Here is a 23827-nt window from a genome sequence, read left to right on the forward strand (position 1 = left end):
GTCGCATATTGCCCCATACATTCACAGAAACTCGCCCTTCGCACCGATCCGCGCACTCGTAAAAGGTTTGACTTGAATCGTCTTGGAGTTATGCCGTGGCCTTAACGACTAGGCCAAGTAGTTGCATTTCCATTCCTCCAACCAAGTCAAGTTCCCGGCCTGTTGATTGGATCGCTACTGATCGGAAGGCCGGAGAAAGAGTGAGTGCAAGATGAATCGTTCATGGGCTGTTCCTCGATGGAGTCCTGTGATCATGGGGGGACTCGCCCTGCTGCTCTTCAGCCACCCCGTACAGGGAGAAATGTATGTTGCTGGTCAAATTGGAGCTCACATGCCTAATGACGCGAGCAACGTGAAGTGGAGTGGAGTTGGAGGTGGAGTCGGCGGGAGTGATCTTGCGCTGCAAAACTCCCTGATCTATGGAGGAAAACTCGGGTATTATTTCGATCAGGTGAAGTTAGGGCGGTTCAATCCGGGCATCGAAACCGAGGTATTCAATGCAACGCCTCATCTTAAGCAACAAGGGGCGACCATAGGAGGCACCACCAGTACGTTGTCAGGGTTTACGCATAGTGTCGTGACATGGGCACCGGTGGTCCTCTTAGTCCGGTATCAAGCAGGGGCGTTCGAACCGTATGCGGGAGTGGGGGTCGGTTTGTTCTTTTCCAACCTTAGAACTGGAGATAATGGCGATGCCACCATGCATGTAGGACTGAACACTCAAGTCGGGATTCGATATCGCGTGACTCAGAGCCTCTCACTGTTCACGGAGTGGAAATACAATCACGCGCATATCGAACATAGCAATATTGGGGGAAGTCCACTTTCCTTGTCCTTTGACTATAACGTGCACATCGTTGCCGGTGGCGTCGGCTATCATTTTTGATCCATTATGAATGACTCTCGGTTCCCATACGCTCTGGGAACTCTCTGATGCGGTATCTTTGTTTCCCCGTTGCCACTCGCCCCACTACCTCCCCTCTCCTAGACTGTGCGCCAACGGGCTGCGATAGGGCAGATTCGGTCAGCGCCATGGCGTTGAACAAGGTGTCGTGGGCGTGAGGCGCTAGCCGTCGGATTTCCCTTTTTAGGCCCCGGGGCTGTCTGACAAGCCCCCTAGGCGGCCAGAGCAATCCCGTGAATATGAAAGCGAAACCGGGGAGCCAACGACGGTGGGTATCCCTCGCCTCCACCAAACCGCACTTCGTGCGTACCGGCGGCGCGTCCCTCATTGATGCCGCCGGAAAGAGTCATCAACCCACTCTGATGGGCGTCTGCCTCCCAAGCGTCGGTCAACACGCGGTCAAACGTCCCGGTTGCCGTGAAGGGTAGCCGGCCTTCCCGCCTCCAGTATCGGCTCACACAGAGTATGGCCGTCTAGGAGTTTTCTGAGCATCTGACGGGAGTGATCGACATGCCGCCCGAACAATGACGGGAGACTGTCCAGCTCATCACGTAAGCGCTTCGTTAGCCATTTTTCATCCAGAGACACGGTAGCGACAAGGTTTTGAAGATGCTCCAGCTTCTTGATCAGAGCTAGCTTCCGTTCAGCCTTGCGATGAAGCGGCTGCACGACGGTCGACGTCCCTGGCCGGTCGCGATTAATTCCTCAGGATGATGGCGGCGGGTCTGGATCAGAGACGGTTCGCGGAGGAAGGCTGTGTGCTGATCACGGAATCCATTCTTGTTTGGCTCGGAGCTTTTCTAACGTCTGGGCGGCCATAGAGAGCCTCATTACGGTGTCCTCACAACCACTCGTGAGAGCCCGTTCAGCGTCCCGCTCTAGGCGTGAGGGGGTTAGTTTGCATTCGCTAGCTCCAGGCCCGGCCAATTTCATCACATACGAGCCCAGTCTGGCGGATTCAATTGAACCGTGAATCGCGTGCACTTTTGACCATTTCCCGTATGAGGGCAATGCTACCGTACCGGTCTAAGGTCGCCCACTGCTCTGTCGACAAGACCATTGCTATGGATGCACGCATCACACAAGGCGATCCTTTGCTTAACCATAAAAAGACTCCTCTATCGCTCGCATGGCGGTATCTCCATGCCTGTAAGTGGGATTCGTGGTGCGCATAACATTCGGTTGGGATCGCATCTCTGTTTGTTTTATCGGCGGCCCCAAGAGTATTTGCAGGTGACCGCCTCCTTTCTGAAAGCGGGCATCGTCAAAAATGAGTTCTGTGTTTGGGTGCTTCCCCCACCATTGACCATTGCGTTCGCTCTCGACGAACTCTTGTATTGCGGCCTGAACGGTCCGAGACTGCAAGCCACGAAGCAGCTGAAGATCATGTCTGCGGAAGACTGCTGGTTTTCGAATGGCGCGTTGGACATGGGGAGGTCCCGAAGTCGGCTGGCCGCCTTACCTTCGATGGCTCGGCATCTTGGATATGAGCGTGTGCGTTTGGCGGGGGGGCCAGGGCCGTTTACGTCTGAAGAGGGTCGCCAGGCCTTTATGACCTATGAGCGCCGGGCCACGGCTGTCATCGCCGAATCTCCAGTGATCGCGTTATGTGGCTATGCCTCGACCGAATGTGTGGAGACTGCCATGTTTGACATCATGAGCGCTCATCCCCAGGCGTTGCTTCGGACGCACGCTGGGTGGGTTAACATCTGAACTCAAGCGTGAACGACGGATACTCGTCTCACCGAATGGATCGCTGACGACGCTGGACATTCACCGTTAGTACTGCTCCTGGCTCTTCACGCAAGGAGAGGGGATCTGAAGAGGATGACGAGGATAGAACAACAGAAGACGTGTTAGTAATCAACTGGGCACGATCCAACTCCCATCCGTCTCTGCAGTCTCTTCGCCGTGGTCATCAGCTAGCGCGGCATAATGGCGAGCCCACGTCAGATATATCTCTCCCCTGCATCGTAGAATATCGACTCCCTCCAGCAACTTGCCCACCGTCTCGAAATGTTTTCCACTCGCCACGAGGTCTGCGGCACGACGCTTCACTGCCGGGGTCAATGCAGCCATCAAGGTGTCTATCTGAGCAACTAACTGCCGAATGTCTGGTCCCGCGTTATCCCTGCGTTCTGGTGCACCCAGCACCGTCTCTCTACTGGCCGTGTCACTCGCCATGGATAGCGGAGCATGCAATTGCTCGAATCGATCGATCAGAGGCTGTGATCCCGATGTACTTACTTGCGTCCGTTCGCTTGCAGAATGACCCCAGGTGAGTGTCCGGATACCGGCTTCCGTGAGAATACTGCGGATGGTTTCGACCATCGCGTCCAGCGTTACCGGGGTCCAAGATGTAAAGTCTAGCACCCGTTTCTCAGGCCTGCGGGGAGGGGGGCTTTCGTCAATCAGCACCCAGCAGCGGTCAAAGATTTTTGTGCGTAACTGGTCAGAGATATTCAGAACGATCCCACGGGAGGTGCACAGTGCCGTGATCAACACAGTGAATTCAAGATCGGGCAAGTTAGGGCAATCGATATCAAGTGTCGGCATGATCTGTCCCCCCATGCTAAACGTTGTATCGGTTCAGTGGAACTCCGTTCCAGTGTCGAGTGCTTGTTCTCATCTTTCACTGAAGAGGTCGAAAAACGCGTCGACGTCTCGACGAGCCTGGCTTTGCAGTGCTGTTAAGTAATGACATGTCCGTTATAATTCTTCTCTTCTCAGGTCCATCACCAGGGGGATCGGCTGAAGGGTGGAGGATTTGAGGGAGCCGTGTGGGCCTTCTCTGGAATCCTTCCACCCCTATCCATGTGATTACACCTTCGTGAGAGCCGCCACCGGCTTCTGGATGAACTCCTTGTAACCATATCGATCAGCCAGATAGGCCTTGGCGTCTTCGCTGACATACTCGGTAAATTTGTATCGATCGTCCTCTACGGTCTTGGCATCTTCCATGACCTTGTCGGTCGGAATCGCGTATTCGATATTGCAGGACGTATAGGCCTGAATATACGTCGGACCGACCTCGCGCGCGATCAGCACGGCCTTCTTGATGCAGCTTTCCACCCGCCGCGGATTATTCGGCACAACGGTGGCAATATACGCGCAGCCGGCGATCTTGGCCATGCTGACCATGTCCATTTTCTCGAACTTCTTGCCGAGCGGGGCCATCTTGAGCACCGCCCCTCTGGTGGTCATACCGCTTTCCTGTCCGCCCGTATTCCCGTACACCTCATTGTCCAGCATGATCGTCGTGAACCGTTCCTTCCTAAACCACGAATGGAGGACCTGCTGGAATCCGATGTCGGCGGTTCCGCCGTCACCGGCCATCACCACAACATCTTTGGGCTGGTCGCCGAATCGGATTCGTAACCCGCGCGACAACCCGCTGGCGACGCCGTTCTGGTCGCCATAGTTGCCGTACACGAAGGGAATCGCCGCCTGAGAGATGGCGAGCCGGCCGCATCCTGCCGTCCCGACTGTAATCGTGTCTTCTGGGTTCGGGAAGGCGACAATCGCCAGCCGGATGAACAGAGTCATGGCACAGCCCGCGCACATCGGATGCTCCTCCAGGATTTCCTTGAAGCTGCCCATCTGCGACACCGTTGCTTTCTTCCCGAAAGGTCCGTGTTCAACCATATCCCGGTATTCTTTCGGCATGAACGTATCGAATCCTGGCGTGAACTTTACGTAATCGAGACTCATCTGACACCTCGCTTTCACTGTTATCCGCAGTTGCGGTCGAATGGATATCTCTTGCACAGTCGATGGCGTTGCCACGGCACTTTCCCTTTGCCTGTGCGGCGACTTCGACGAGCAACGCTTCGCCGGTTCGTGACAAGTTCTTCAACGCTGTCTAGTTATCCCCTCCTGGTGCGGCCGGGTATGCTCATCCACCGCGCCCCGCCAGCACTCCGGATCGCATCCCGATCGCCTTCTTGACTTCCTCCACGATCACTTCCGGTGGTAAGGTCATGCCCCCGCAGACACGTGGTCCGGCGACGACACGCTCGCTGTTGGGGATCGTGGCTTTGATTTCTTTGGCCATCCATCCGATGACATTGAACTCGGGCACGATGATGTGTGAGGCATGCTTGGTCGCTTCGCGAAGTTCTTCTTCCGGCCAAGGGCGCAAGGTCTTGATCTTGACGAGTCCAACGCGCACCCCCTCATCGGCCAGCAGGCGCATAGCTTCCCGCCCCTGGGAAACGGCGGTTCCCGAGGAGATAATGAGGATGTCGGCATCGCCGTCTTCGACGTCGATCAGCCCATCCAGCCAGGCGATCGTGTGCTTGCGCGACCGTTCTGCGGCGGCCCAGACTTCCTGCTGCCAACTCGCGTGCGTGGCGTAGCTGATGTAGTTGCTCTTCATCACAAAGGGATCGCGCATCATCCGGACCGGTGGACACTCCATATCCATGCAGGGCACGGGTGAACGATAGGGATCGTACGGTGGCAGGCACATCTCGGCGGGAGTCAGGCCGACGACGTCCTTCGTGTGGGTCACGAAGAAGCCGTCGCAGCAGAGGGCCAACGGTAAATGCACATCCGGCTCTTCCGACACCATATATCCCTTGAGAATCCAATCATAGAAATCCTGTGCGGTTTCCGCATGCCAGACGAGCATGCCTGTATTCATGAGGTAGGCGATCTCGATCGTGTCCGGCTGGATCGACAGGGGAGAATTGATGCCGCGGCAGGTCACGATACATTGGATCGGCAATCTGGATCCGGCCCACATCGGAAAGTTTTCCATGGCCCGCATGGTGCCCGGCCCGGCGGTGGTCGTGAAAACCCTGGCCCCGCCGAAAGCGGCGCCGGCGCACTGTGACATGACGGCAAATTCGCTCTCCCCGCGGAAATAATCGCCGATATACCCCTCGGCAAAGAGTTCGCCGCATAGGGCGGCCGCCTCGCTCTGGGGCGTAATGGGATAGGCCACCATAATGTCGACGTTGGCGCGCTTGACGGCTTCCTTAATCACTTCACTGCCGGTAAAAAATGATGGTGTGCGAGGCGCGTCGTTCATCATCACGCGTGGATCGGTGATGACTTGACCCTTCTTATTCTTGGTTCCGATGATGGCTGTGGTGTCCATAGCTTGTTCCCTTCCTGTCGACAGTGGTGGCCGGCGATCTGGCGCTGTTGTTAGGCGCTGAACGAACTGCCGCACCCACACGTCGTTTTGGCTTGTGGGTTTTTGATCGCAAAGCCTGAGCCTTGCACGCTGTCCTGGAAATCGACTTCACAGCCGGCGAGCAGTGGGGCACTCTGGGAGTCCATGATGATTTTGAGGTTACCCTTTTCGATCACCGTGTCGTCATCGCCGGTTGCAGACTCGAAGGCCATCCCGTACTGGTAGCCATGGCACCCACCGCCTTTGACATATACTCGGAGACCGACGGTCTCCTTGTCCTCTTGCATCAGCTCCCGCATCTTCTCTTCGGCTTTGCTTGTAATCGTAATCATTGTTACGTCCTCCTATGGGTACACTTTGTTCAGCACACGTCAGCACGATCGATGATCGTCCGCATGAAGACCAACATGTCTCGATAATTGGCCGGAAGAATCCGCTTGTCATACGACCCATCAAGACTGTCTATTTTTCTCTTCCTCCGGGATCGAGCTCCAGATCGTGATACTCCACAACAGCACGACAATCGCGACTAGGCTATAAATCTGATACATGTTCATCACCTCCGGTTTGACTTCCCTCCGAATGTGCCCGTATGCTTCGGTTCCCCCATCACCTTCCCATCATGTGGGGTTAGAGTGCCCCTTCAAAATTTCGGTGCCGACCGGATCGTTTTTCTCGTCTCCTCTTCCCCTGCACAGGTTTGATCAGCCAACAGGTGTTGCCCGGCGCTGGCCAACTCAGGAATTCTGGCCTTACAGGCCGTGAGCGTATCCTCCGCTGCCCCGGAGGCCACGACAGCACGTTCTCCGATCGGAACAGCAAGCTCTTCTGTCGGGGGTGAAATCATCGTTCCTTTCACGTGCGAATCTTCTGCTTGAGCAGGCGGAATTGACGATAGGGATAGGGCTGCGAGCAGCACCACCATCCAGAGGGCTGCTCCTTTTGTTATGATCGTGGTCATCATGATTACTCCTCCTCTGTCATGGTCTGTGCCCCGTGGACCTCAGGCGCAGAAGACACCAACACTGTGAAAGGCGCTTTCGCCTCTTGCATCGCTGGATCCGATGACGGTCGTCCTTCGAAGAAACGGAGGCAGAGACTGAGGAATCAGACGCGCCGGAGTGGGAAAAGGGAATGCGCGAGAGATGGGACAGTCGACGCGGTTCAATACGTCATAGCATCACCCTGGGCGCATTCAGCACCGGAGTCAAGCGGTATTATGGGTAAGGGATGGTTTGCACACGCTCATGAGCCATTCTTCATCCCCTTCTCACTCCTTCTTCATCCTAGGGAGATACACTCCAGAGTATGGAGTGTATTGTGAGTTTAGGCGATACACGGAAGGAGACATGATGGATCCAAACTGGCTGATATTCGGTGCGGCGATTCTTGGCGTGGAAGTTGCGGCTGTCGTGGTCTATAAGAAAGACCAACAGTGTAGTGGTGCCTGACCCTCAGGCAGTGAAATGCAGATGGCCTAGGTGTACCTCAATGGAAGCAAATACCCTATTTCTTTTTTGGGCAAATCTCGACCGTCGCTTCAATTTCACCATCTCTTGGACTGACCATCAACAGCATGCCCTTATGCTCCAAGGCCCTCTTGAACAATGTGGCATAGCCAGCATTGGATTGACGTGGCTCGTCTGTGGTCTCGCCGCTTTGGCTATTGTATGAACTTTCGAGAACAAATGCGGCCACGGATTGCGTGCCGTTGGCCCGCGATTTGCTCGTGACGCGCCAGAAACGATTCTTCGGATCGAGCGTCCCTTTCGAGGCGTCTAGGGCAGCATTGGGACACAACTTTACACCTCTCGACACTTCCACATACTCACCTCTATCCTCAAATTGAGCAAAGGCTGACACGGGCAATCCAATAACGATTCCAAGAATAAGTATATACAGAAACATGGAGCCCTCCTTCATTTACAACGATATGTTCATTGTCCATCAATCGACCTGTTCCGTACTCTACACGGTGACCATTACCATCCATTCATCGCATCGAGCCAGGAGCTTGAGAGGCATGCTTCCTGCGCGAGATCCCGCGCGTTCTCCCCCCACTATGGAGGTGATTCGCACGAACGACGGCATCCTCGATACACCCACAACTGATGCAGCGTGTGGCCATGTTTAAAGAGTTGGTCTCGGCGTTCCATTCACCGAAGGTGTTTTGTACTAGGAGTCCGCGACAGCGTCGACAGAGCATATCTCCTCCTCCTGCGCCCAAGGGCGCGCGTATGAAACACCAGGCGCCACCGTGACATGCACTTTCACCCTCATGACTTGTGCCGCGGGTGATCAGCCCGCTGTGGCATGTATCCCTGGGCGGGCCCGAGCGAGACGGGTTCGGTTGGAGACTCAGGCCCTCACGGGACTGGCCAGGGCTTCGGCATTCACGTGGCGAGAATTAATCCCGGTGGTCATGAAGTAATGCCGCTTGTAGCGGAGGATGGAGATAACTTCCGTGGCCAGCGCTTCATTCGGCAGCCCAGTCACTCTCTCCACGTCGGCTTTGCCTCTCAGGGTCATGCCGCTGCCTTCAACGCCTTCGCGCCTCTCAAACGGCCATGACGGAACTGTGTTCGCTCGTGGCAGCATTCACACCTTCTCCATTGTGGAGAAGCATACTGGAGGGGACGGCTGCCGTCTGTGCACAATTGCTCAGGAGGGAACGAATACAAGATGGGCCGGATGCGACCAGGCTCTACTGAGTCACGCCAACTCGGGACTTCAGCCATCCAACTACAAACATCAATGTTGCCGGTGTTCCATAGAACCTCCGTTTAGTATCGAATCATTCACCTATGAGACCACCGAATCGGGAGCTGGGGAACACCGTGGATGGGTTGGAAGCCTGACGCCTCACTGCTTCCCCTTGTGCATTGGAGCCTCTCTCCTTCGATCGATGTTGGCTGCTCGCGTTCTCGCCCTATGGCCTTTCCTAGTACGACGCCCCATCCAGATTCGTTACACTAAATCGCCGCGTGCTGACGAAATTTGTGGGAGGATCATACGGTGGTTGGCAACGCTTTCTTCATTAAGGGTCCGATGCGTTCCCACGGCAATCATTGCCCGGAACAGCGGCCTTGATCACCGGATGTGCTGCTGCTCCCTGTCCACCGTTTAATCGGAGCACCAGAGTGAACTTGTTATGCGAGTAGGGGAAGTGCTAGGGTCGAGGAAGACTGCACACATCTCCGCCGGCTACGAGCCAGTGCGTCTGAGGAGGTCACCATGCGCGTGACGGAACAGCAGACGCGACGTAAGAATAGCGATTCCACACCAACCAGGCGCCTCCAGCCAACCGACAGCGGGCCAGGTGCTCGAAAGAGCACCGAGCAGATGAAGGTGCCGCCGCGTAAGACATGGCTCTGGTTCGTGCTCATCCTGGTCGCAAACTTCTTACTCGGAAGGTTTCTGATCCCGAGCCAGGAAGCGCCAGTCACAGTGCCCTATACCTTCTTTAAGCAGGAGGTAGGGAAGAACAACGTCGCGGCGATCTACAGTCAGGCGGACACCATCACGGGCCGCTTCACGACAGCTATCACCTATCCACCGTTGGGTGAAAAGAGTACGGCGTCCAGTGGCGAGGCCAAAACCACGAACGAGCGTGGTGCGGTCTCCGGCACCGAAACCAAAGTAATCAGTGTGTTCACAACTACACTCCCTTCCTTCGTAGACCCTAGCTTGGAACAATTCTTAATCACGAATGGGGTCGAGATCAGCGCGAAACCGATTCAAGAAGGCGGCAACCCATGGGTGACGGTGTTTTTTAGCTTTGGCCCGGGCCTGCTCTTCATCGGCTTTTATATCTGGCTCTTCCGTCGGGCAGCGCAGCAAGGCGGCGGCATGATGGGTGGAGGAGTGATGGGCATGGGCAAGAGTCGAGCCCGCCGGTATGACCAGGAGCAGAATGCGAAGATCACCTTCGACGACGTGGCCGGCATCGACGAAGCTGAGAACGAACTGATCGAGATCGTGGATTTCCTCAAGGATACCAAAAAGTACACCCGCCTCGGAGGGACTGCTCCGAAAGGCGTGCTGCTGATAGGTGCGCCGGGGACCGGGAAGACACTGCTCGCGAAGGCTGTGGCAGGAGAGGCGGGGGTGCCCTTCTTCTCGATGAGTGCCGCGGAGTTTGTGGAGATGATCGTGGGAGTGGGCGCAGCGAGGGTGCGGGATCTCTTCAAGGAAGCGCGGGAGAATGCGCCCGCGATTGTTTTCATCGACGAACTCGATGCCATTGGACGCGCCCGCGGACAGATGGCGATTGGCGGATCCAGCGAGCAGGAGCAAACCTTGAACCAAATCCTGACCGAAATGGACGGGTTCTCGAGCCGAGAAGGTATCATCGTGTTGGCGGCGACGAACCAACCGGACGTGCTCGACAAAGCGCTCCTGCGCCCTGGACGCTTCGACAGGCGCGTGGTCGTGAATCTCCCCGACAAGACCGGGCGGGAGGCAATCCTCAAGGTCCACACTCGCAACGTGCCGCTCGCGAACGATGCAATCCTTGGAAATCTTGCCGCAATGACGCCAGGGCTCTCAGGGGCCGACCTCAAGAATCTGGTGAATGAGGCCGCGCTGCTGGGAGCTCGCCGCGAGCAACAAGAGGTCCGTCACAAGGACTTCCTCGACGCACTAGAGAAGATCGTGCTCGGCCCAGAACGCCCGATTCTCATGAGCCGGGCCGACCGAGAACGCATTGCCTATCACGAGGGTGGACATGCCATCCTCGGTCTCGTGGTGTCTGGCGCCGACCCCGTGAACCGGGTTACGATCGTGCCACGCGGGCAGGCGCTCGGCGTAACCTATCAGCGCCCCGACAGCGACCGCTATAACTATCCGGAAGCCTATTTACGCGCGAGGATCGTCGGAATGCTGGGAGGGCGTGCAGCCGAGGAGATTGTCTACGGGACGAAGACCACTGGGGCCGAAAACGACATTGAGCAAGCCACGGGTCTTGCCCGTCGGATGGTCACACGTTGGGGTATGAGTGAGCGGCTTGGGCTCGTGCAGCTCGCCCCAAGGGAGAACCCCTATCTGAGCGGCTTAAACGGTTACGGAGACGCGAAGCCGTTCAGCGAGGAGACTGCCAAAGCCATCGATGCCGAGGTACTCAGGATTATCGGTGAGAGTCACGACGAAGCCAGGCGGCTCCTCAGCGCGCATCGCAAGCAACTCGATTTGCTTGCCGAAGCCTTGCTCGCTCGGGAGACACTCAACGAACAGGAGATTCTCGAGGTTACGGGGCTCCCCCATGCGCCGGCCCTGGAGACTGGGATGTTGCCCCATCCTGGTATGGGTAGCAGGAGCGCTGACCCAATCATTACCCAGTTAGAACCCGCCCAATCTCATCGTGTTGAATCGTGAACGGGCGCCGTTGAGGATCGTTTGCATTTTGCCTTGTTCGATCCAGCGGTAGACCGTGGCCCTCGACACCCGGCAGATCTTCGCCACTTCACTCGGTCAGCACCAGAGACCACCCAGATCTAATAAGCCGGTACTGTGTCCACCCCAAACTCTACACAGGCATGGACGGTCTCACGCATTTCCCTTCCGGTTGCTTCTGTTCGCGTTTCGCCCGCCGCTTCTGTGCGAGTAACACCAACTCTTTGAGGGTCGACGAAGCCGCGCCAACGTCGACCTTCTCGACAGAGCCGCGTTTCCGCCCTTGGATTTTAAGATAGAAGCAAATCCCCCAAGCTTGCCCGTTGTTGATTGCCTTAAGCAGTGCTAGCTCTGCCCGATCGAGACATGGTTCGTGCGCATCGTAGAATGTATCTTTGACTTCGGGATAGGAACGGACGGCGTTATAGATCGTTTGCATGCTGCAATTGAGTAAGCCTGTCGCGACGGTGATCATCCCATGGGCGCGCTCCAAGGCTGATGCAATGACGGTCGGATCAAACACCTGATTGGGCGAAACTCCAGTTCACCATCTGGATGCCGCGTGCTCGTCTTTCTTTTTTTAGGGGAGGGTTGTCCAGATTGTCTGGAGCCTGCTCTCATGATCAATCCTCCTTCTACAGTTGCCGAACGTAGCCATTAGTAATCGCGCCATCCTACGAGATCTCAGTGGGAGGGCAGAGCACATGCGCGAGCTGCTCACGGCCGCAGTGTTCCACCAATAGGTGCCGGCCGATTAGATCCGGCAAACTGGAGCAGTGTTTCAGCCGGTTCTGTCCAGAGACAGGCCCGCATTGGGTAAATTGGGCGCTCGTGAGGAGATCACCGAGTTTCTCAAGGGATGGCGCCGTGCTACAGAGCAATGCTCATCAGACGGGCGATCACGTCGTAGGGGCCGATCAACTCCGGGGTGCTGTCGGTACCTTTCACTCGAAGGAAGATCTCGGCCGGGGAAGGATCGTCATGGACGGAGATGTACAACGTCCCCTGGCCTGCAATGCGGACCTTCTGCGGGATGTGATTACGGCGAAATGGAAGAAGATACCCGACGGTCGTAGGATGTAACCCATTCGTAAGTTTGATATTATGCGGCAAGCACTTTCCCCTTCGATTGTGAATATGAGAGAGGAGCCGAGTCGGCCTTCAACGATGGGTTGAGCGCCTCGCCTCCAAACCTCGCTTGCGCGTGCCGGCAGTTCATTCACCATGGACGCTGCCGGAAGGAGTCTTCAACCCACTCTGGTGGGCGTCTGCCCACCCACGCGCCGGTCAACAAGCGGTCAAATGTCCCGGTTGCCGTGAAGCGGTAACCTGGCATGCGGTTCTCCTCAATGAACGGGGTCACAGTGAGGCATTCCATCCAGCAACCTCCTGAGCACGATGACTAAAACTGTGACCTACAAAGGATATACCATCCAGCCCGCGCCTCGGCTTCTCGTGGATACCGGCCAGTGGGAGTTGAATGTCTTCATTTCATGGCCGACCGACGACGAGGAGGACAGTCGTCATTTCGTGTCGACGGGTCGGCATACGACTGAGGACGAAGCCACCGCCCAATGCATTGCCTATGGCCAACAGATCGTTGATGGCAAGATTCCCGGCTCTTCGGTTGGATAATCCCAAAAATGTGCAGAGGCGCTTACCATGGGAGGAGTCATGAGTGGTGAATCTCTTGCTAGCCTTGTCTGGTGCTTAACTCGTCTACAACTGCAGTGTGAGGCCGTGATTGAGGCGCTCGAGAAGAAAGAGCCAGGTTTTCGCAATCTCGTTGCTGAGGAAATGAAAGAGCTTCGTGAGCAGGGGAGAATTCTCCAGATTGCCGCCGAAACCAAGCACGAGATCGACCAAGTTTCTGATTGGAGTTGGCTGAAGTCACACGGGATAGACCCCAATTCACCAAAAGTCTAATCCGTGAACCCCAGGAGGTTGTGAAGTGGGCTTCTGCTGGCGAAGATTTGGTCGTAGGTCAGCCTGGGAAGATAGGTGGATACTTCTGAGCAACCTCAAACAGGTAGTACTGGATAAGCTCCAGATCGAGGCTGGTCAGTTCCTCGGCTCTCATGGTGCCGTCGAGCAAGTTTTCCGAGGCGATCATAAATTGCCTAATCTCTTCGCGCAACATCATAAGAAAGCCGCTCTTTCTGCAACAATGACGGCGGTCAAGTTGAGAAGTTTGCTGACAAATGCAATGTTTGAGATGAGATGCAGTTCTCCTGTCTGGGTGCTACGTATAATGTTGTAGAACCCTCCGCTCAACTAGGGATATCCCTAGCTGGGTCCTCCTCGGTGGAACTCAATGGCGACGACTCTTCTGAATACGCGTTGTTGTGCTCTGCCTCGGCGCCCTGCACAGCGACAATGAACTCGTGCTGCAAGGCCTAGTCGGGACGATCCCCAGAGCGCGATCAGACACGCGCTCTCAACTCGCGCACCCCGAGGCCGATTTTGCGTCGGATGAGGGTTCGCAACGTTACCCCGCTGGCATAGCCGACCTGGGCAGCTATCTCGTCAATACTGTGGTCGCTGGTCTGTAGCAGGTGGACAGCACGCTCGATGCGAATGTCCTGAAAGTATGCGAGGGGCGACTTCCCAACCACGGCGTGGAGTCGACGCGTCAGCGTCCTTGGACTAGTTGCCACCGCACAGGCGGCTTCATGGAGCGAGAAGCCGTCAGCCAAACGGCGCCGGGCCCACCGTTCGAACCGCTCCACAAACGGATCTGCGTGAGCCAGGTGGTCAGGAATGGCGAAGGTCGCCTGCATCGGTCTCGGGTCAACCACGAGGTAACGAGCCGTCAGCGCCGCCAACGCGGGACTACGGCGACGCACGAGCCACAAGGCCAGATCGAGATGCGCCAGCGCGGCGCCGGCAGTGATGAATGGTGACGAGTGGACGATCATACGTGACTCGTCCAGCATCACATGCGGATACCGTTCACGAAAGAAGGGAGCCAGCCACCACGAAGTCGTCGCATGATGGCCGTTGAGCAGGGAGGTTCCTGCAAGGATGAACGTGCCCGTGCAGGCAGCCCCAAGCATGGTGCCTCGCTGGAACCATCCCCGCAGGAAGCTCTGTGCGTCCACTATTTCCCGTCGGGCGAGCATGATGCGCAACGTATCAGGCATCTTCGCCCCCATGGCAGGAACCAGGGCGACATCGGGACGAGCAAGCCCCGTCGCCGGCTCCACCGGGATCGACAGGCCGTGACTCGTGGTCACTCGGGAGCGAACACCCACGATGGTGACATCGAAGTGTGTCGTCAATGTCCTCGAGGATGCGGCGAGTTCATTCGCCACGCTGAAAGTGTCAAGAAGGGTGGATAAGCCAGTATCGAAAGTGTCCTGAAGTGCAAGGATGTAAATTCGCATGGCCAGAACTGTATCATAATTGGCATTCTTGCCAATAGACCATGTTCGGTCCACGCGCTAGGATGCCCACAGCAATTCGTTCAACTTCAGAAAGGATGGACAACATGGTACGAGTGGCATTGTTAGTGAGGTTGCAGGCCAAACCGGGAAAGGAAGCGGAAGTGGGTCGTTTTCTCGAAGATGGCCTTGCCCTGGCGAATCAAGAAGCCTCCACGCCGATTTGGTTTGCCCTTAAATTGGGACATGCCACATTTGGCATTTTTGATGCGTTTACCGATGAGACGGGGCGTAAGGCGCATCTTGCTGGACAAATTGCGGCAGCACTGATGGCAAAGGCACCTGAGCTGCTGGCTCAACCACCGCAGATCGAACAGGTCGATGTATTGGCCGCGAAGATTTCGCAGTAGGGTTGCCGACTGGGATAGCGTGGTTCCGGTAGGCTAGGACGAGGCGGATGTCGCGGGAGCAATACGGACACTCTATAAGACCCGCATTGCTTGATCGACTATACTGGCGGCTATTCTGATCGTCGCGGCCGCCACCGTCTTGTCCAATCTCTTCTCGAGTTACCTTGACGCGCTTCAGGTGCTGGTGCATATTCCGCGACCATTCTTTTCCCTTATCATTCAATGCCAAACAAACGAACCACATTCGACCGTGGCCTGATTGTCGGGTTGTCTGATACGGTTCAAAAAACCATCGCCGCTCGGGAAAATACCGCAGAATCACGGTCCAAGTCTTGGTGCGAACGGCTCGGCACGAAATGGTCCAACCGTCATAACGCTCTTTCCCTGGAGGCTGCGGTGTCCGTGATGAATGCTGATCGCGCCAACCTTCAGTTCGCTCACGGTGAGCGATTAATCCTGAAAAGCCATCGCGGTTTCAGCCAAGCCTTCCTGGACTATTTCAAGGTCGTCGTTGACGAGAAGACGTGCTGCCTGGCGGCATGGAAAACGCGGCGTGCCATCCATGTCCAGGATGTCACGACCAGCCAGCACTTTTCCCAACCCGCCATAGAAGTCTTGCTCAAGGACGGGATTCGAGCCGTGTCTTCTGCGCCGTTGCTGACCGACGCTGGTCGTATGATCGGAGTGCTTTCCGTGCACTACTGTCAGCCCTATGCGATGTACGAGAAGGACCTGGCCCGTTTTCGTCGGCTCGCCACATACATTGCTGAGTTACTCGATCAACGCTCAAGCCGTACTCGTTCCGAATGAGCGTTCTCCGTGGTTTTTTGGCTACTGCCTCGTATGTCGTGTTCCAGAGACTCATCCCTCAATGACACCGCCGGTAGAAGTCTTCAACCTGCTCTGGTTGGGAGCCTCTGCCCTACGCGTCGGGCAGTCCAGCCGAGCAATACCCCCACCGTGAACCCTGTCAGGTCGACACCTGCCAGCGCCCATTGCCCCCTCGGTAGTGTCATCAACAAATGGCTATTTGTCGTGAGTCCATTGAGCAGAGGCAAGAATCCTAACAGGAGTGCCGCCCCATACAGTTGATCTCTCCAGGCCATGATGGAATCTCGTCGCAACAGGCTATGGGCAAGACAGAGCGCCCAGGCGGCAAAGAAACAACGGATCTCCCAGAACGATCGCTCACTCAATGCCAGCGGCAAGAGTCGATTCGCCCAAAAGAACGCGGCTATGGCCACAGGTAACCCGGCCACAGTCGCCACATTGAGGACTTCAACAACGCTGTAGCCTACTCCGCGTGAATCCGCCTGGGATCTCTGTCGCTTGATGGTCCACAAGACGAGTCCTGTCGCAATCATGACCGTGGCCGTCAACCCCATGATGAAATAGAGCCAGCGCATCGGACTGCCCCCGAATTGTGCGAAGTGCAGCACAGAGATCAGCGGCAAGATGCCCTCGCTGCCTCGTAGAAGCGGGACGTCCACCGGCATATAGATTGACCAGAAAATCATCAGACCGGTGACCGCAATCATCAGATGAAACGGAATCATCAGGGTGCCGGTCAGGTTGTGCGCATCCAGCCAGGCGCGTGGATGATAAGGCCGGAGGCGAAGCATCACGACGTCCTTGAACACCCATCGATGACTACACAGTCCTGTGGCGAGGGTGATGAGCATCATGAGCGCAGCGGCAGCCACCACCCATGCACCGGGCCATCCGAATAGCAATCCATAATGGAAATGGTAGAAGAAGTCGCCTCCCTGGGTGTCGCGGAAGATCACCATGCGGCCCGTGACGGGGTCGACTGTTTGCCCGGAGAAAGTCCGCTTCTCCTGGAGCTTGACCATGCGGAGAAGAGGGCTGTCGGGGGAAACGTCCGGATTCTCAGGTGCAGGCTGCGAGGTCAGCTGGGCCGGCCAAGGTATAGATCCATCGATCTGACCGGTATCCGAAGAGATCTCCAGCAACTCCGGTTGCATCCAAGATGTGATCTCCGCGTCGAATACGGTCAGTGTTCCGGTAAGAAATACCGCAAACAAGAGCCATCCAAAGAGAAGCCCGATCCATGTATGCAGCCAACTCATCAATTGGGTGAGGCGATTTTTCATGGGAAAGCCGCTCCACTCTATCAAGGAGGTGGCAACGTGCGCCACAGGCGTGCTCCTCCACTCACCGGCTCCACCTGATCAGAATGGCTTCCACCAAGGCCGGCGTGGTATTGTTCGTCAACGCTATGGACGACGACACGATGCACCGGCAGGACACTCCGGCGACGAATTGGAACTTGGATCAGATCGTCACGGAACTGCGCGCCTCACGTGAACTCACGCACAACATCCGGCATCAAGGTCGGATTCACAAATTGCCGTCACGAAAGGCGCTCCTCGGCATCGTCGACGGTCTGTGTGCCGCACTGTTTCCGACTCACTACGGCCGCGCGGATCTCAACGAGACCAACATCGATTATTTTGTCGGACACACCCTGAATCAGACCTTGCCTCTTTTGCAGGATCAAGTCCGCAGAGGATTGGTGTTTGCGTCCCATACAGACCAGCAGGACGACCGCTCGCTTACTGACAAAGCGAGTGCAATTACAAGCGAATTCGCAGGCCGACTCCCGACAATCCGGGCGTTACTGTTCACCGATTTACAGGCCGCGTTCCGAGGCGACCCTGCGGCCACCAGTACGTCCGAAATTCTTCTCTGCTATCCCGGCATGACGGCCGTCATCTATTATCGCATCGCCCATGCCCTGCATCGCTTGGGAGCGCCGTTGATCGCTCGGTTGATTTCGGATATCGCGCATTCATCCACCGGCATCGATATTCATCCCGCTGCCGACATCGGCAGCCACTTCTTTATCGATCACGGGACCGGTGTCGTCATCGGTGAAACCACTGTCATCGGAAAACATGTCCGTCTCTATCAAGCCGTCACTCTTGGCGCCAAACGGTTCGCAGAAGGCGAGCAGGGTGTTCTGGTCAAGGGAGAGCCTCGCCATCCGATTGTGGAAGATAACGTGGTGATCTACGCGGGCGCCACGATCTTGGGACGTGTCACCATCGGCCGGGCGTCCGTCATCGGCGGAAACGTGTGGCTGACCCAAAGCGTGCCGGCACGAAGTCACGTCGTCCAGGCGCAAATGCGCACCTCAGCGACCATTCACTCGAAGCCGATCGAGACTCCGTCCACGGACCGGAAGACGTAGCGGTCGGCTGGTTTATATCTTTCCAATTCGCCGGCTTTGATCCATCGAGATCCGGACCCATCGGAAGACAAACGTATTGCGCTTTCATCGCTGCTGCTCAAAAGCATGCGGTATGAGTGGATGTCTTCGGAGACGCGACCGCGCGGCACTATGCAAGAAGGGTCTCGATGGACAAATCGGTCCTCAGTCCATTGGCCGCCAGCCATTCCGGGTTGAAGATCCTCGATTGATACTTCGCGCCGGAATCGCACAAGATCGTCACGATGGTCTGGCCCGGTCCGCGCTCGAGTGCCATCCGAACCGCGCCGGCGACGTTGATGCCGGAAGATAGGCCGAGAAACAGCCCTTCTTCGCGCAGAAGCTGGTACAGAATGGTAAGCGCCTCCTGGTCGGGAATGCGCCAGGCGGTATCAACCGCAATCCCCTCGAGGTTCTTGGTCACGCGGCCTTGGCCGATACCTTCGGCAAACGAATCGCCGTCGTTTGTTTCTGTGTTGCCGTTGGTAAACCACGACCACATCGCCGCGCCGTAGGGGTCGGCGCAACCGATCGTGATCGTTGGATTGCGTTCCTTAAGATATAGGGTTGTTCCCGCCAGTGTCCCGCCGGTACCGACTGCGGATACAAAGGCGTTTACCTGCCCGGCGGTCTGTTCCCAAATTTCCGGACCGGTCGTGCGGTAGTGGATGAGCCGGTTGGCGGTGTTGTCGAACTGGTTGGCCCAGAACCAACCCTTTTCCTCCGCCATCCGCCGGGCGACATGGTTGTAGTTGCCCTGATTGGAATAGGGTTTTTCCGGCACGGGGAGCACCTCCGCGCCAAGGGCGCGCAGTAGGTCGATTTTTTCATGAGACTGAGTCTCGGGAATGACGATGACGGAATGGTACCCTCTCGCATGGCCGACAATCGTCAGGCCGATTCCGGTGTTCCCCGCCGTCCCTTCGACGATGGTGCCGCCCGGCTTGAGGAGCCCTTTCACCTCGGCATCCTGGATGATCCCGAGCGCCGCGCGGTCCTTCACCGATCCGCCCGGGTTCATGAATTCGGCTTTCCCGAGTATTTCGCAGCGCGTCAGCTCTGAAATGCGGCGGAGGCGGATAAGCGGGGTGTTGCCGACGTGACCATCCACCCCCTGATAGCGTGATGTATTCATCTGATTATGTTTGCAGCTCCATCCCGGCAATAGTCGTGGTTCTTCTGGATACTGCTTTACGGCACAAAACGCAAGGGGGTTCGCAAGGACGAGGCCGAATGGGCGAGTAGTGGTCGCTTGAACGAGTGGAGGTTGCAGCCGATCGATGGGTGCTAGAGCACGTCACTCCACGGCGGACTGACGGCAAACGCGGCATTGATCAAACCTACGTGCGAATAGGCTTGTGGGAAATTACCGAGCTGGAGGCGGGTTTCCGGCACGAAGTGTTCGGCGAAGAGCCCCACGGCGTTGGCTCCGGTGAGAATCTGCCTCATGATCTGCTTCGCTTCGGCCAGGCGACCGAGTTTGGCCAGCGCCTGCACGACCCAGAATGAGCAAATGACAAAGCTCGATTGCGGTTTTCCGAAGTCATCCTGTCGCAGGTAACGAAAGAAGAAGCCCGTCTCCTTTCCGTCGCGGCGTAAGGCCAGGGCCTGTTTGATCTGCGTGATCGTCGTATCGCACACTTCGCGATCCGGAAATCCAAGAATGGCCAGCTGCGCCAGGGAGGCGTCGTAGCTGTCGTCGGTCGGTCCGTTCCGCAACGCCTTGTCTTTCGTCGCTTGCAGCAGGGCGTTCGCCGCCCTGGTCCGCGCCGCGTCAAGGTCGGTTGTCAAATCACGGAGAAAGCCTGCACGCTGCATGCGGTAGGCCCGATCGAGCCCGGCCCAGTTCATCAGGTTGGTGAACGAGTGCTCCTTCCAGCCGTTACGAATCTCCCATGGCCCGGCATCCGGTTGAGAGATGCTTCGCTCGCAGAGACGGACCAAATTCGCGACCAGCGCCTCGTGGTCCTTGGTCCGCAGGTCAAAAAATCGGTTGTCGAAGAAGATCGGAGCGAGCGTGAGAATCATCTCGCCGTAGACGTCGTTTTGTACATGTTCGGCGGCTTGATTCTGACTCCGTACGGGCCGGCTGCCGAGAAAACCCTGCCAATTGGCGTGTTCGGTTTCCGGGATGGGCAGATCCTGGCTGAGCGTGTAGACCGGCGCCAAGCGATCCTGAGAATGCTCGTACGCATATCCCACGTTGAGCAGAAACTTCAGGAACCCTTCCATTTCTTCGAAGTGGCCCAGGTTGTAAAAAGCGGACAGCGAGAAGTGCGCATCGCGCAGCCAGCAGTAACGATAGTCCCAGTTTCGAGGGCCGCCGGGCTCTTCCGGCAGGCTTGTCGTCAGGGCCGCGAGAATCGCCCCGGTATCTTCATAGCAGTGGAGTTTGAGTGCAAGGGCCGAGCGGATGACTTCCTCCTGATACACGACCGGGATCGAACAATGTTTCACCCAGCTTCGCCAGTACTTGGTCGTTTGGTCCAGAAATTCATGGCTGACTTTGACCAGGTCGTCTTCAATGCCGATCCCCCAGGTCAACGCAAAGTAGAGCTTCGATGTCAGCTTGACCGGTGATTGTTCGCAGAGATACGTGAGCGGCATGTTGGTGAGCAGACGCAAGTACTCACCTCGGATATCGTACCGGAGATGGCTGCTGCCGCGGACAGAACGGACCGCGCTTTTCTCCCAGCCGGAAACCGGCTTGCAACAGACACGAATAGAAGGCGACCCGTTCAGCGGCTCCACGATGCGAAACAGCGCGGCCGGCCGGTAGACACGACCGTACTGTAGAAAACGAGGGCAAAAGTCGGTGATCTGGTATGAATCCCCGTTGGAAAGCGAGACGGTCGTCACCAGGATATTCGTGTTCGGGAGATATCGTTGAGTGGTGGTCGTTTCGGTCTCGGGTGCGGACGAGGAGATGGAAAAGTGGCCGCCCTCCTCATCCAGGATTTTGCCGAAGACCGGAGGACTGTCCGGCCTCGGGAGACACAACCAGTCGAGAGATCCCTCCGCACTGATCAGCGCCGAAACCTGGCAGTTACCGATGAGTCCGTACGAGTACACACTCTGACCATATTTGATTTATCCTCGAAAGTAAACTAACTTGTTCCTATGAGACTCTTGAGGCTCTCGCTCCGGTTTGTTCTGCCGTTGGGGATCGTATTGGGGGTGATTGCCTTTGGAGTGATCCCGCTTGTCGACTCGCTGGAATTGAAATGGTTTGTCCGGGACCTCGACATGCGGTCCAAACTCATGGTCAATACCATGGAGGGACCACTCGCGGATCTCCTGGTCTCCAACTCAAAAGGCAAGATCCTCGCATATTTTACTCGAATTATTCAGGATGAACGATTGTACGCGTTGGGATTTTGTGATCTCGACAACCGCCTTCTCTATGAGACTCAGGCGTACCCGCACGATATAACCTGTCAGGACACGCTGAGCCTTGCTCCCAACTCTTCTACGGTACGGTCGTTCGGCAGCGGACCTCTCTATATTACCTCAGCCTCCATCGAATCAAACGGGCGCCCGCTCGGACGGCTCCTGCTCCTTCACGATATGAGTTTCATTCAGCAGCGCAGCAGCGATACGAAGTGGTATGTGTTCTATCTGTTTGCGGGCCTCGCGGCGGTCGTCTCGCTGGTCACCGTCTTGGTCGCACACTTCAGTTTGAAAGGGTGGGTTGCCGGGGTGAGAGCCATGCTGAAGGGAGAACGACTCCTGACTCCTCTGAAGCATGAAGAGCACGCGCCGGAACTCCAGCCCTTGGCGAAGGACTTGCGCTCGTTGGTGCTGGCGCTCGAGACTGACCGCCGCATGCGCGATGAGAGTCAGATTTCATGGACCCCGACAAGCCTCAAGAAGATTCTTCATGAGCAGCTGGCCGGCGACCAAGTGCTGATCGTTTCCAATCGGCAGCCGTATGCCCACTATTGGCAAGATCAAAACATCGTGGTGCAAGTGCCGGCGAGTGGGCTCGTGTCGGCCCTGGAGCCGGTCATGCGGGCCTGTTCGGGAACCTGGGTCGCGCATGGAAACGGATCGGCGGACCGGGAAGTCGTGGACGAACGGAGTCATGTCGGCGTGCCTCCGTCGCATCCCACTTATGAGATCCGTCGCGTCTGGCTGACCGCAGAGGAAGAGGCCGGGTACTACTATGGGTTTGCCAATGAGGGATTGTGGCCGCTCTGCCACATCGCCCATGTCCGTCCCACGTTCCGCTCGTCGGATTGGAAACATTACGTGGCCGTCAACGAACGGTTTGCCCAAGCCGTGTATGAGGAGGCCACGACCGACAATCCGGTCGTGCTCGTGCAGGATTATCATTTTGCGCTGCTTCCGAAGTTGATTCGCGATAAATTACCGACTGCGACAATCATCATGTTCTGGCACATTCCATGGCCGAACGCGGAAAGCTTCGGGATCTGTCCCTGGCGCGAAGAAATTCTGGAAGGGCTGCTCGGAAGCAGCATTCTGGGATTCCACACCAGAGTGCATTGCAACAATTTCATCGATTGCATCGATCGGCAGCTTGAAGCGCGTATTGATCGAAACAGCTCGACGGTGTCCTATGGGGGCAAGATGACGGCGGTCAACCCCTATCCGATTTCCATTGAGTGGCCCCTGCAATGGCTCGGCCAGCAACGGCCGGTGCCGGAATGCCGAATCAAGCTCCGGGAGACCTATGGGATGCCGTTGGAACGTCTCATCGGCCTTGGTGTTGAGCGCCTTGACTACACCAAGGGAATCCTGGAGCGATTCATGGCCGTGGAACGGTTGCTGGAACTTCAACCGGAATGGATCGGGAAATTTACGTTTGTTCAGATCGCCGCCCCCAGCCGTTCGATGATCGAGCAGTACCACCATTTTACCGGCCAGGTTTCCGCATTGGCGGAGCAGATCAACAAGCGGTTTGGGCGGGACGGCTATGAGCCGATCTGCCTCCGGATTCAACATCATGAGCCGGCACAGGTCCATGAGTCTTACCGTGGCGCGGACGTGTGCGTAGTGAGCAGTCTCCATGACGGCATGAATTTAGTCGCCAAAGAGTTTGTCGGCGCTCGTGACGACGAGCAAGGTGTTCTGATCCTGAGCCAGTTTGCGGGAGCCGCCCGAGAGTTGACGGAGGCGCTCGTGATCAACCCGTACGACATCGATCAGTTTGCCGCCGCGCTCCACCTTGCCTTGACCATGCCGAAGGTGGAGCAGCGCGCAAGGATGCAGAGCATGCGCGGGCTGATCCAGGAGTTCAATGTCTATCGCTGGGCCGGTCGTATGCTCATCGATGCCGCCCGCATGCGACAAAAGGAGCGAGTGATGAAACAAGTTGGACGGTCGAGTTTGTTGAATTGATGG

The 23827-nt window shown here is 56.7% G+C and carries 26 protein-coding genes; 9 read left to right on the plus strand and 17 right to left on the minus strand.

All coding sequences use genetic code 11. The features are described 5' to 3' along the window. Positions 1 to 331: 331 nt before the first annotated feature. Entirely contained in the window at positions 332 to 886 is a 555-nt protein-coding gene (locus H8K03_14535) for an outer membrane beta-barrel protein (protein UVT19019.1), read from the plus strand. A gap of 230 nt (positions 887 to 1116) precedes the next feature. Here H8K03_14535 and H8K03_14540 read toward each other — a convergent pair whose 3' ends face one another. Then, on the minus strand, positions 1117 to 1362 hold the full coding sequence (locus H8K03_14540; GenBank protein ID UVT19020.1) for a hypothetical protein: 246 nt from the start codon (positions 1360 to 1362) through the stop codon (positions 1117 to 1119). Positions 1363 to 2047: 685 nt separating this feature from the next. On the opposite strand from H8K03_14540, the gene H8K03_14545 reads away from it, so the two are divergent. Further along, the gene (locus H8K03_14545; protein ID UVT19021.1) at positions 2048 to 2617 is read left to right on the plus strand and encodes an MEDS domain-containing protein; all 570 of its coding nucleotides are present in this window, start codon (positions 2048 to 2050) and stop codon (positions 2615 to 2617) included. A 150-nt stretch (positions 2618 to 2767) separates the two neighbouring features. On the opposite strand, the gene H8K03_14550 is transcribed toward H8K03_14545, so the two are convergent. From H8K03_14550 to H8K03_14580, 7 genes are all read right to left on the minus strand, one after another. Beyond that, positions 2768 to 3460 (minus strand): hypothetical protein, encoded by a 693-nt coding sequence (locus H8K03_14550; GenBank protein UVT19022.1) that lies wholly within the window; start codon positions 3458 to 3460, stop codon positions 2768 to 2770. Between the two features lie 264 nt (positions 3461 to 3724). After that, the gene (locus H8K03_14555; GenBank protein UVT19023.1) at positions 3725 to 4615 is read right to left on the minus strand and encodes a ferredoxin oxidoreductase; all 891 of its coding nucleotides are present in this window, start codon (positions 4613 to 4615) and stop codon (positions 3725 to 3727) included. Between the two features lie 184 nt (positions 4616 to 4799). Then, positions 4800 to 6008 carry a ferredoxin oxidoreductase gene (locus tag H8K03_14560; protein UVT19024.1) on the minus strand — a complete coding sequence of 403 codons (1209 nt, stop codon included), beginning with the start codon at positions 6006 to 6008 and terminating at the stop codon, positions 4800 to 4802. 50 nt (positions 6009 to 6058) lie between these two features. Continuing rightward, entirely contained in the window at positions 6059 to 6379 is a 321-nt protein-coding gene (gene erpA / locus H8K03_14565; protein ID UVT19025.1) for an iron-sulfur cluster insertion protein ErpA, read from the minus strand. 311 nt (positions 6380 to 6690) lie between these two features. Next, positions 6691 to 7011 carry a hypothetical protein gene (locus H8K03_14570; GenBank protein UVT19026.1) on the minus strand — a complete coding sequence of 107 codons (321 nt, stop codon included), beginning with the start codon at positions 7009 to 7011 and terminating at the stop codon, positions 6691 to 6693. A 542-nt stretch (positions 7012 to 7553) separates the two neighbouring features. After that, complete coding sequence (locus H8K03_14575) at positions 7554 to 7955, minus strand: hypothetical protein (GenBank protein UVT19027.1); 402 nt, start codon at positions 7953 to 7955, stop codon at positions 7554 to 7556. Between the two features lie 450 nt (positions 7956 to 8405). Beyond that, positions 8406 to 8645 (minus strand): hypothetical protein, encoded by a 240-nt coding sequence (locus H8K03_14580; protein UVT19028.1) that lies wholly within the window; start codon positions 8643 to 8645, stop codon positions 8406 to 8408. Between the two features lie 636 nt (positions 8646 to 9281). Here H8K03_14580 and H8K03_14585 point away from each other — a divergent pair. Continuing rightward, positions 9282 to 11420 (plus strand): ATP-dependent metallopeptidase FtsH/Yme1/Tma family protein, encoded by a 2139-nt coding sequence (locus tag H8K03_14585; GenBank protein ID UVT19029.1) that lies wholly within the window; start codon positions 9282 to 9284, stop codon positions 11418 to 11420. Here H8K03_14585 and H8K03_14590 read toward each other — a convergent pair. The 4 genes from H8K03_14590 to H8K03_14605 form a co-directional block, all read right to left on the minus strand. Next, entirely contained in the window at positions 11385 to 11507 is a 123-nt protein-coding gene (locus tag H8K03_14590; GenBank protein UVT19030.1) for a helix-turn-helix domain-containing protein, read from the minus strand. The genes H8K03_14585 and H8K03_14590 overlap by 36 nt on opposite strands. 64 nt (positions 11508 to 11571) lie before the next feature. Beyond that, positions 11572 to 11961, minus strand: a complete 390-nt coding sequence (locus H8K03_14595; GenBank protein ID UVT19031.1) for a hypothetical protein — start codon at positions 11959 to 11961, stop codon at positions 11572 to 11574. A gap of 347 nt (positions 11962 to 12308) precedes the next feature. Beyond that, on the minus strand, positions 12309 to 12551 hold the full coding sequence (locus H8K03_14600) for a hypothetical protein (GenBank protein ID UVT19032.1): 243 nt from the start codon (positions 12549 to 12551) through the stop codon (positions 12309 to 12311). Between the two features lie 106 nt (positions 12552 to 12657). After that, positions 12658 to 12816: a hypothetical protein gene (locus H8K03_14605; GenBank protein ID UVT19033.1), complete on the minus strand. Its 159-nt coding sequence runs from the start codon at positions 12814 to 12816 to the stop codon at positions 12658 to 12660. Positions 12817 to 12836: 20 nt separating this feature from the next. On the opposite strand from H8K03_14605, the gene H8K03_14610 reads away from it, so the two are divergent. Together H8K03_14610 and H8K03_14615 are read left to right on the plus strand one after the other, a co-directional pair. Beyond that, on the plus strand, positions 12837 to 13073 hold the full coding sequence (locus H8K03_14610) for a hypothetical protein (protein UVT19034.1): 237 nt from the start codon (positions 12837 to 12839) through the stop codon (positions 13071 to 13073). A gap of 39 nt (positions 13074 to 13112) precedes the next feature. Next, a complete protein-coding gene (locus H8K03_14615) occupies positions 13113 to 13364 on the plus strand; it encodes a hypothetical protein (GenBank protein UVT19035.1) in 252 nt (83 codons plus the stop codon). 58 nt (positions 13365 to 13422) lie between these two features. Here H8K03_14615 and H8K03_14620 read toward each other — a convergent pair whose 3' ends face one another. Further along, complete coding sequence (locus H8K03_14620) at positions 13423 to 13581, minus strand: hypothetical protein (protein ID UVT19036.1); 159 nt, start codon at positions 13579 to 13581, stop codon at positions 13423 to 13425. A gap of 280 nt (positions 13582 to 13861) precedes the next feature. Continuing rightward, positions 13862 to 14824, minus strand: coding sequence for a helix-turn-helix domain-containing protein (locus tag H8K03_14625; protein UVT19037.1), 963 nt, complete (start codon positions 14822 to 14824; stop codon positions 13862 to 13864). A gap of 104 nt (positions 14825 to 14928) precedes the next feature. Between H8K03_14625 and H8K03_14630 the strand changes: the two genes are divergently transcribed. Further along, positions 14929 to 15231: an antibiotic biosynthesis monooxygenase gene (locus H8K03_14630; protein UVT19038.1), complete on the plus strand. Its 303-nt coding sequence runs from the start codon at positions 14929 to 14931 to the stop codon at positions 15229 to 15231. 222 nt (positions 15232 to 15453) lie between these two features. Next, positions 15454 to 16041 carry a GAF domain-containing protein gene (locus H8K03_14635; GenBank protein UVT19039.1) on the plus strand — a complete coding sequence of 196 codons (588 nt, stop codon included), beginning with the start codon at positions 15454 to 15456 and terminating at the stop codon, positions 16039 to 16041. 83 nt (positions 16042 to 16124) lie between these two features. Here the strand turns inward: H8K03_14635 and H8K03_14640 are convergent, their stop codons facing one another. Further along, positions 16125 to 17345, minus strand: coding sequence for a PepSY domain-containing protein (locus tag H8K03_14640; GenBank protein ID UVT19040.1), 1221 nt, complete (start codon positions 17343 to 17345; stop codon positions 16125 to 16127). Between the two features lie 125 nt (positions 17346 to 17470). On the opposite strand from H8K03_14640, the gene H8K03_14645 reads away from it, so the two are divergent. Beyond that, positions 17471 to 18445 carry a serine acetyltransferase gene (locus H8K03_14645; GenBank protein UVT22492.1) on the plus strand — a complete coding sequence of 325 codons (975 nt, stop codon included), beginning with the start codon at positions 17471 to 17473 and terminating at the stop codon, positions 18443 to 18445. 148 nt (positions 18446 to 18593) lie between these two features. Here the strand turns inward: H8K03_14645 and H8K03_14650 are convergent, their stop codons facing one another. After that, positions 18594 to 19598 carry a cysteine synthase A gene (locus H8K03_14650; GenBank protein UVT19041.1) on the minus strand — a complete coding sequence of 335 codons (1005 nt, stop codon included), beginning with the start codon at positions 19596 to 19598 and terminating at the stop codon, positions 18594 to 18596. 152 nt (positions 19599 to 19750) lie between these two features. Next, positions 19751 to 21535, minus strand: a complete 1785-nt coding sequence (locus H8K03_14655; protein ID UVT19042.1) for a glycoside hydrolase family 15 protein — start codon at positions 21533 to 21535, stop codon at positions 19751 to 19753. 48 nt (positions 21536 to 21583) lie between these two features. Between H8K03_14655 and H8K03_14660 the strand changes: the two genes are divergently transcribed. Then, entirely contained in the window at positions 21584 to 23824 is a 2241-nt protein-coding gene (locus tag H8K03_14660) for a trehalose-6-phosphate synthase (GenBank protein UVT19043.1), read from the plus strand. The last annotated feature ends 3 nt before the right edge of the window (positions 23825 to 23827 follow it).

The organism is Nitrospira sp., from assembly GCA_024760545.1.
In the GTDB taxonomy this organism is placed as follows: domain Bacteria; phylum Nitrospirota; class Nitrospiria; order Nitrospirales; family Nitrospiraceae; genus Nitrospira_D.

Excerpts from the sequence above, each read along its gene's own strand:
- H8K03_14570 (UVT19026.1), bottom strand. The coding sequence starts at position 7,011 with ATGATGACCACGATCATAACAAAAGGAGCAGCCCTCTGGATGGTGGTG.
- H8K03_14575 (UVT19027.1), bottom strand. The coding sequence starts at position 7,955 with ATGTTTCTGTATATACTTATTCTTGGAATCGTTATTGGATTGCCCGTG.
- H8K03_14615 (UVT19035.1), top strand. The coding sequence starts at position 13,113 with ATGAGTGGTGAATCTCTTGCTAGCCTTGTCTGGTGCTTAACTCGTCTA.
- erpA (UVT19025.1), bottom strand. The coding sequence starts at position 6,379 with ATGATTACGATTACAAGCAAAGCCGAAGAGAAGATGCGGGAGCTGATG.
- H8K03_14650 (UVT19041.1), bottom strand. The coding sequence starts at position 19,598 with ATGAATACATCACGCTATCAGGGGGTGGATGGTCACGTCGGCAACACC.
- H8K03_14610 (UVT19034.1), top strand. The coding sequence starts at position 12,837 with ATGACTAAAACTGTGACCTACAAAGGATATACCATCCAGCCCGCGCCT.
- H8K03_14645 (UVT22492.1), top strand. The coding sequence starts at position 17,471 with ATGGACGACGACACGATGCACCGGCAGGACACTCCGGCGACGAATTGG.
- H8K03_14545 (UVT19021.1), top strand. The coding sequence starts at position 2,048 with ATGCCTGTAAGTGGGATTCGTGGTGCGCATAACATTCGGTTGGGATCG.
- H8K03_14625 (UVT19037.1), bottom strand. The coding sequence starts at position 14,824 with ATGCGAATTTACATCCTTGCACTTCAGGACACTTTCGATACTGGCTTA.
- H8K03_14620 (UVT19036.1), bottom strand. The coding sequence starts at position 13,581 with ATGATGTTGCGCGAAGAGATTAGGCAATTTATGATCGCCTCGGAAAAC.
- H8K03_14550 (UVT19022.1), bottom strand. The coding sequence starts at position 3,460 with ATGCCGACACTTGATATCGATTGCCCTAACTTGCCCGATCTTGAATTC.
- H8K03_14605 (UVT19033.1), bottom strand. The coding sequence starts at position 12,816 with ATGGAATGCCTCACTGTGACCCCGTTCATTGAGGAGAACCGCATGCCA.
- H8K03_14535 (UVT19019.1), top strand. The coding sequence starts at position 332 with ATGCCTAATGACGCGAGCAACGTGAAGTGGAGTGGAGTTGGAGGTGGA.
- H8K03_14585 (UVT19029.1), top strand. The coding sequence starts at position 9,282 with ATGCGCGTGACGGAACAGCAGACGCGACGTAAGAATAGCGATTCCACA.
- H8K03_14560 (UVT19024.1), bottom strand. The coding sequence starts at position 6,008 with ATGGACACCACAGCCATCATCGGAACCAAGAATAAGAAGGGTCAAGTC.
- H8K03_14580 (UVT19028.1), bottom strand. The coding sequence starts at position 8,645 with ATGCTGCCACGAGCGAACACAGTTCCGTCATGGCCGTTTGAGAGGCGC.
- H8K03_14640 (UVT19040.1), bottom strand. The coding sequence starts at position 17,345 with ATGAAAAATCGCCTCACCCAATTGATGAGTTGGCTGCATACATGGATC.
- H8K03_14630 (UVT19038.1), top strand. The coding sequence starts at position 14,929 with ATGGTACGAGTGGCATTGTTAGTGAGGTTGCAGGCCAAACCGGGAAAG.
- H8K03_14555 (UVT19023.1), bottom strand. The coding sequence starts at position 4,615 with ATGAGTCTCGATTACGTAAAGTTCACGCCAGGATTCGATACGTTCATG.
- H8K03_14635 (UVT19039.1), top strand. The coding sequence starts at position 15,454 with ATGCCAAACAAACGAACCACATTCGACCGTGGCCTGATTGTCGGGTTG.
- H8K03_14660 (UVT19043.1), top strand. The coding sequence starts at position 21,584 with ATGAGACTCTTGAGGCTCTCGCTCCGGTTTGTTCTGCCGTTGGGGATC.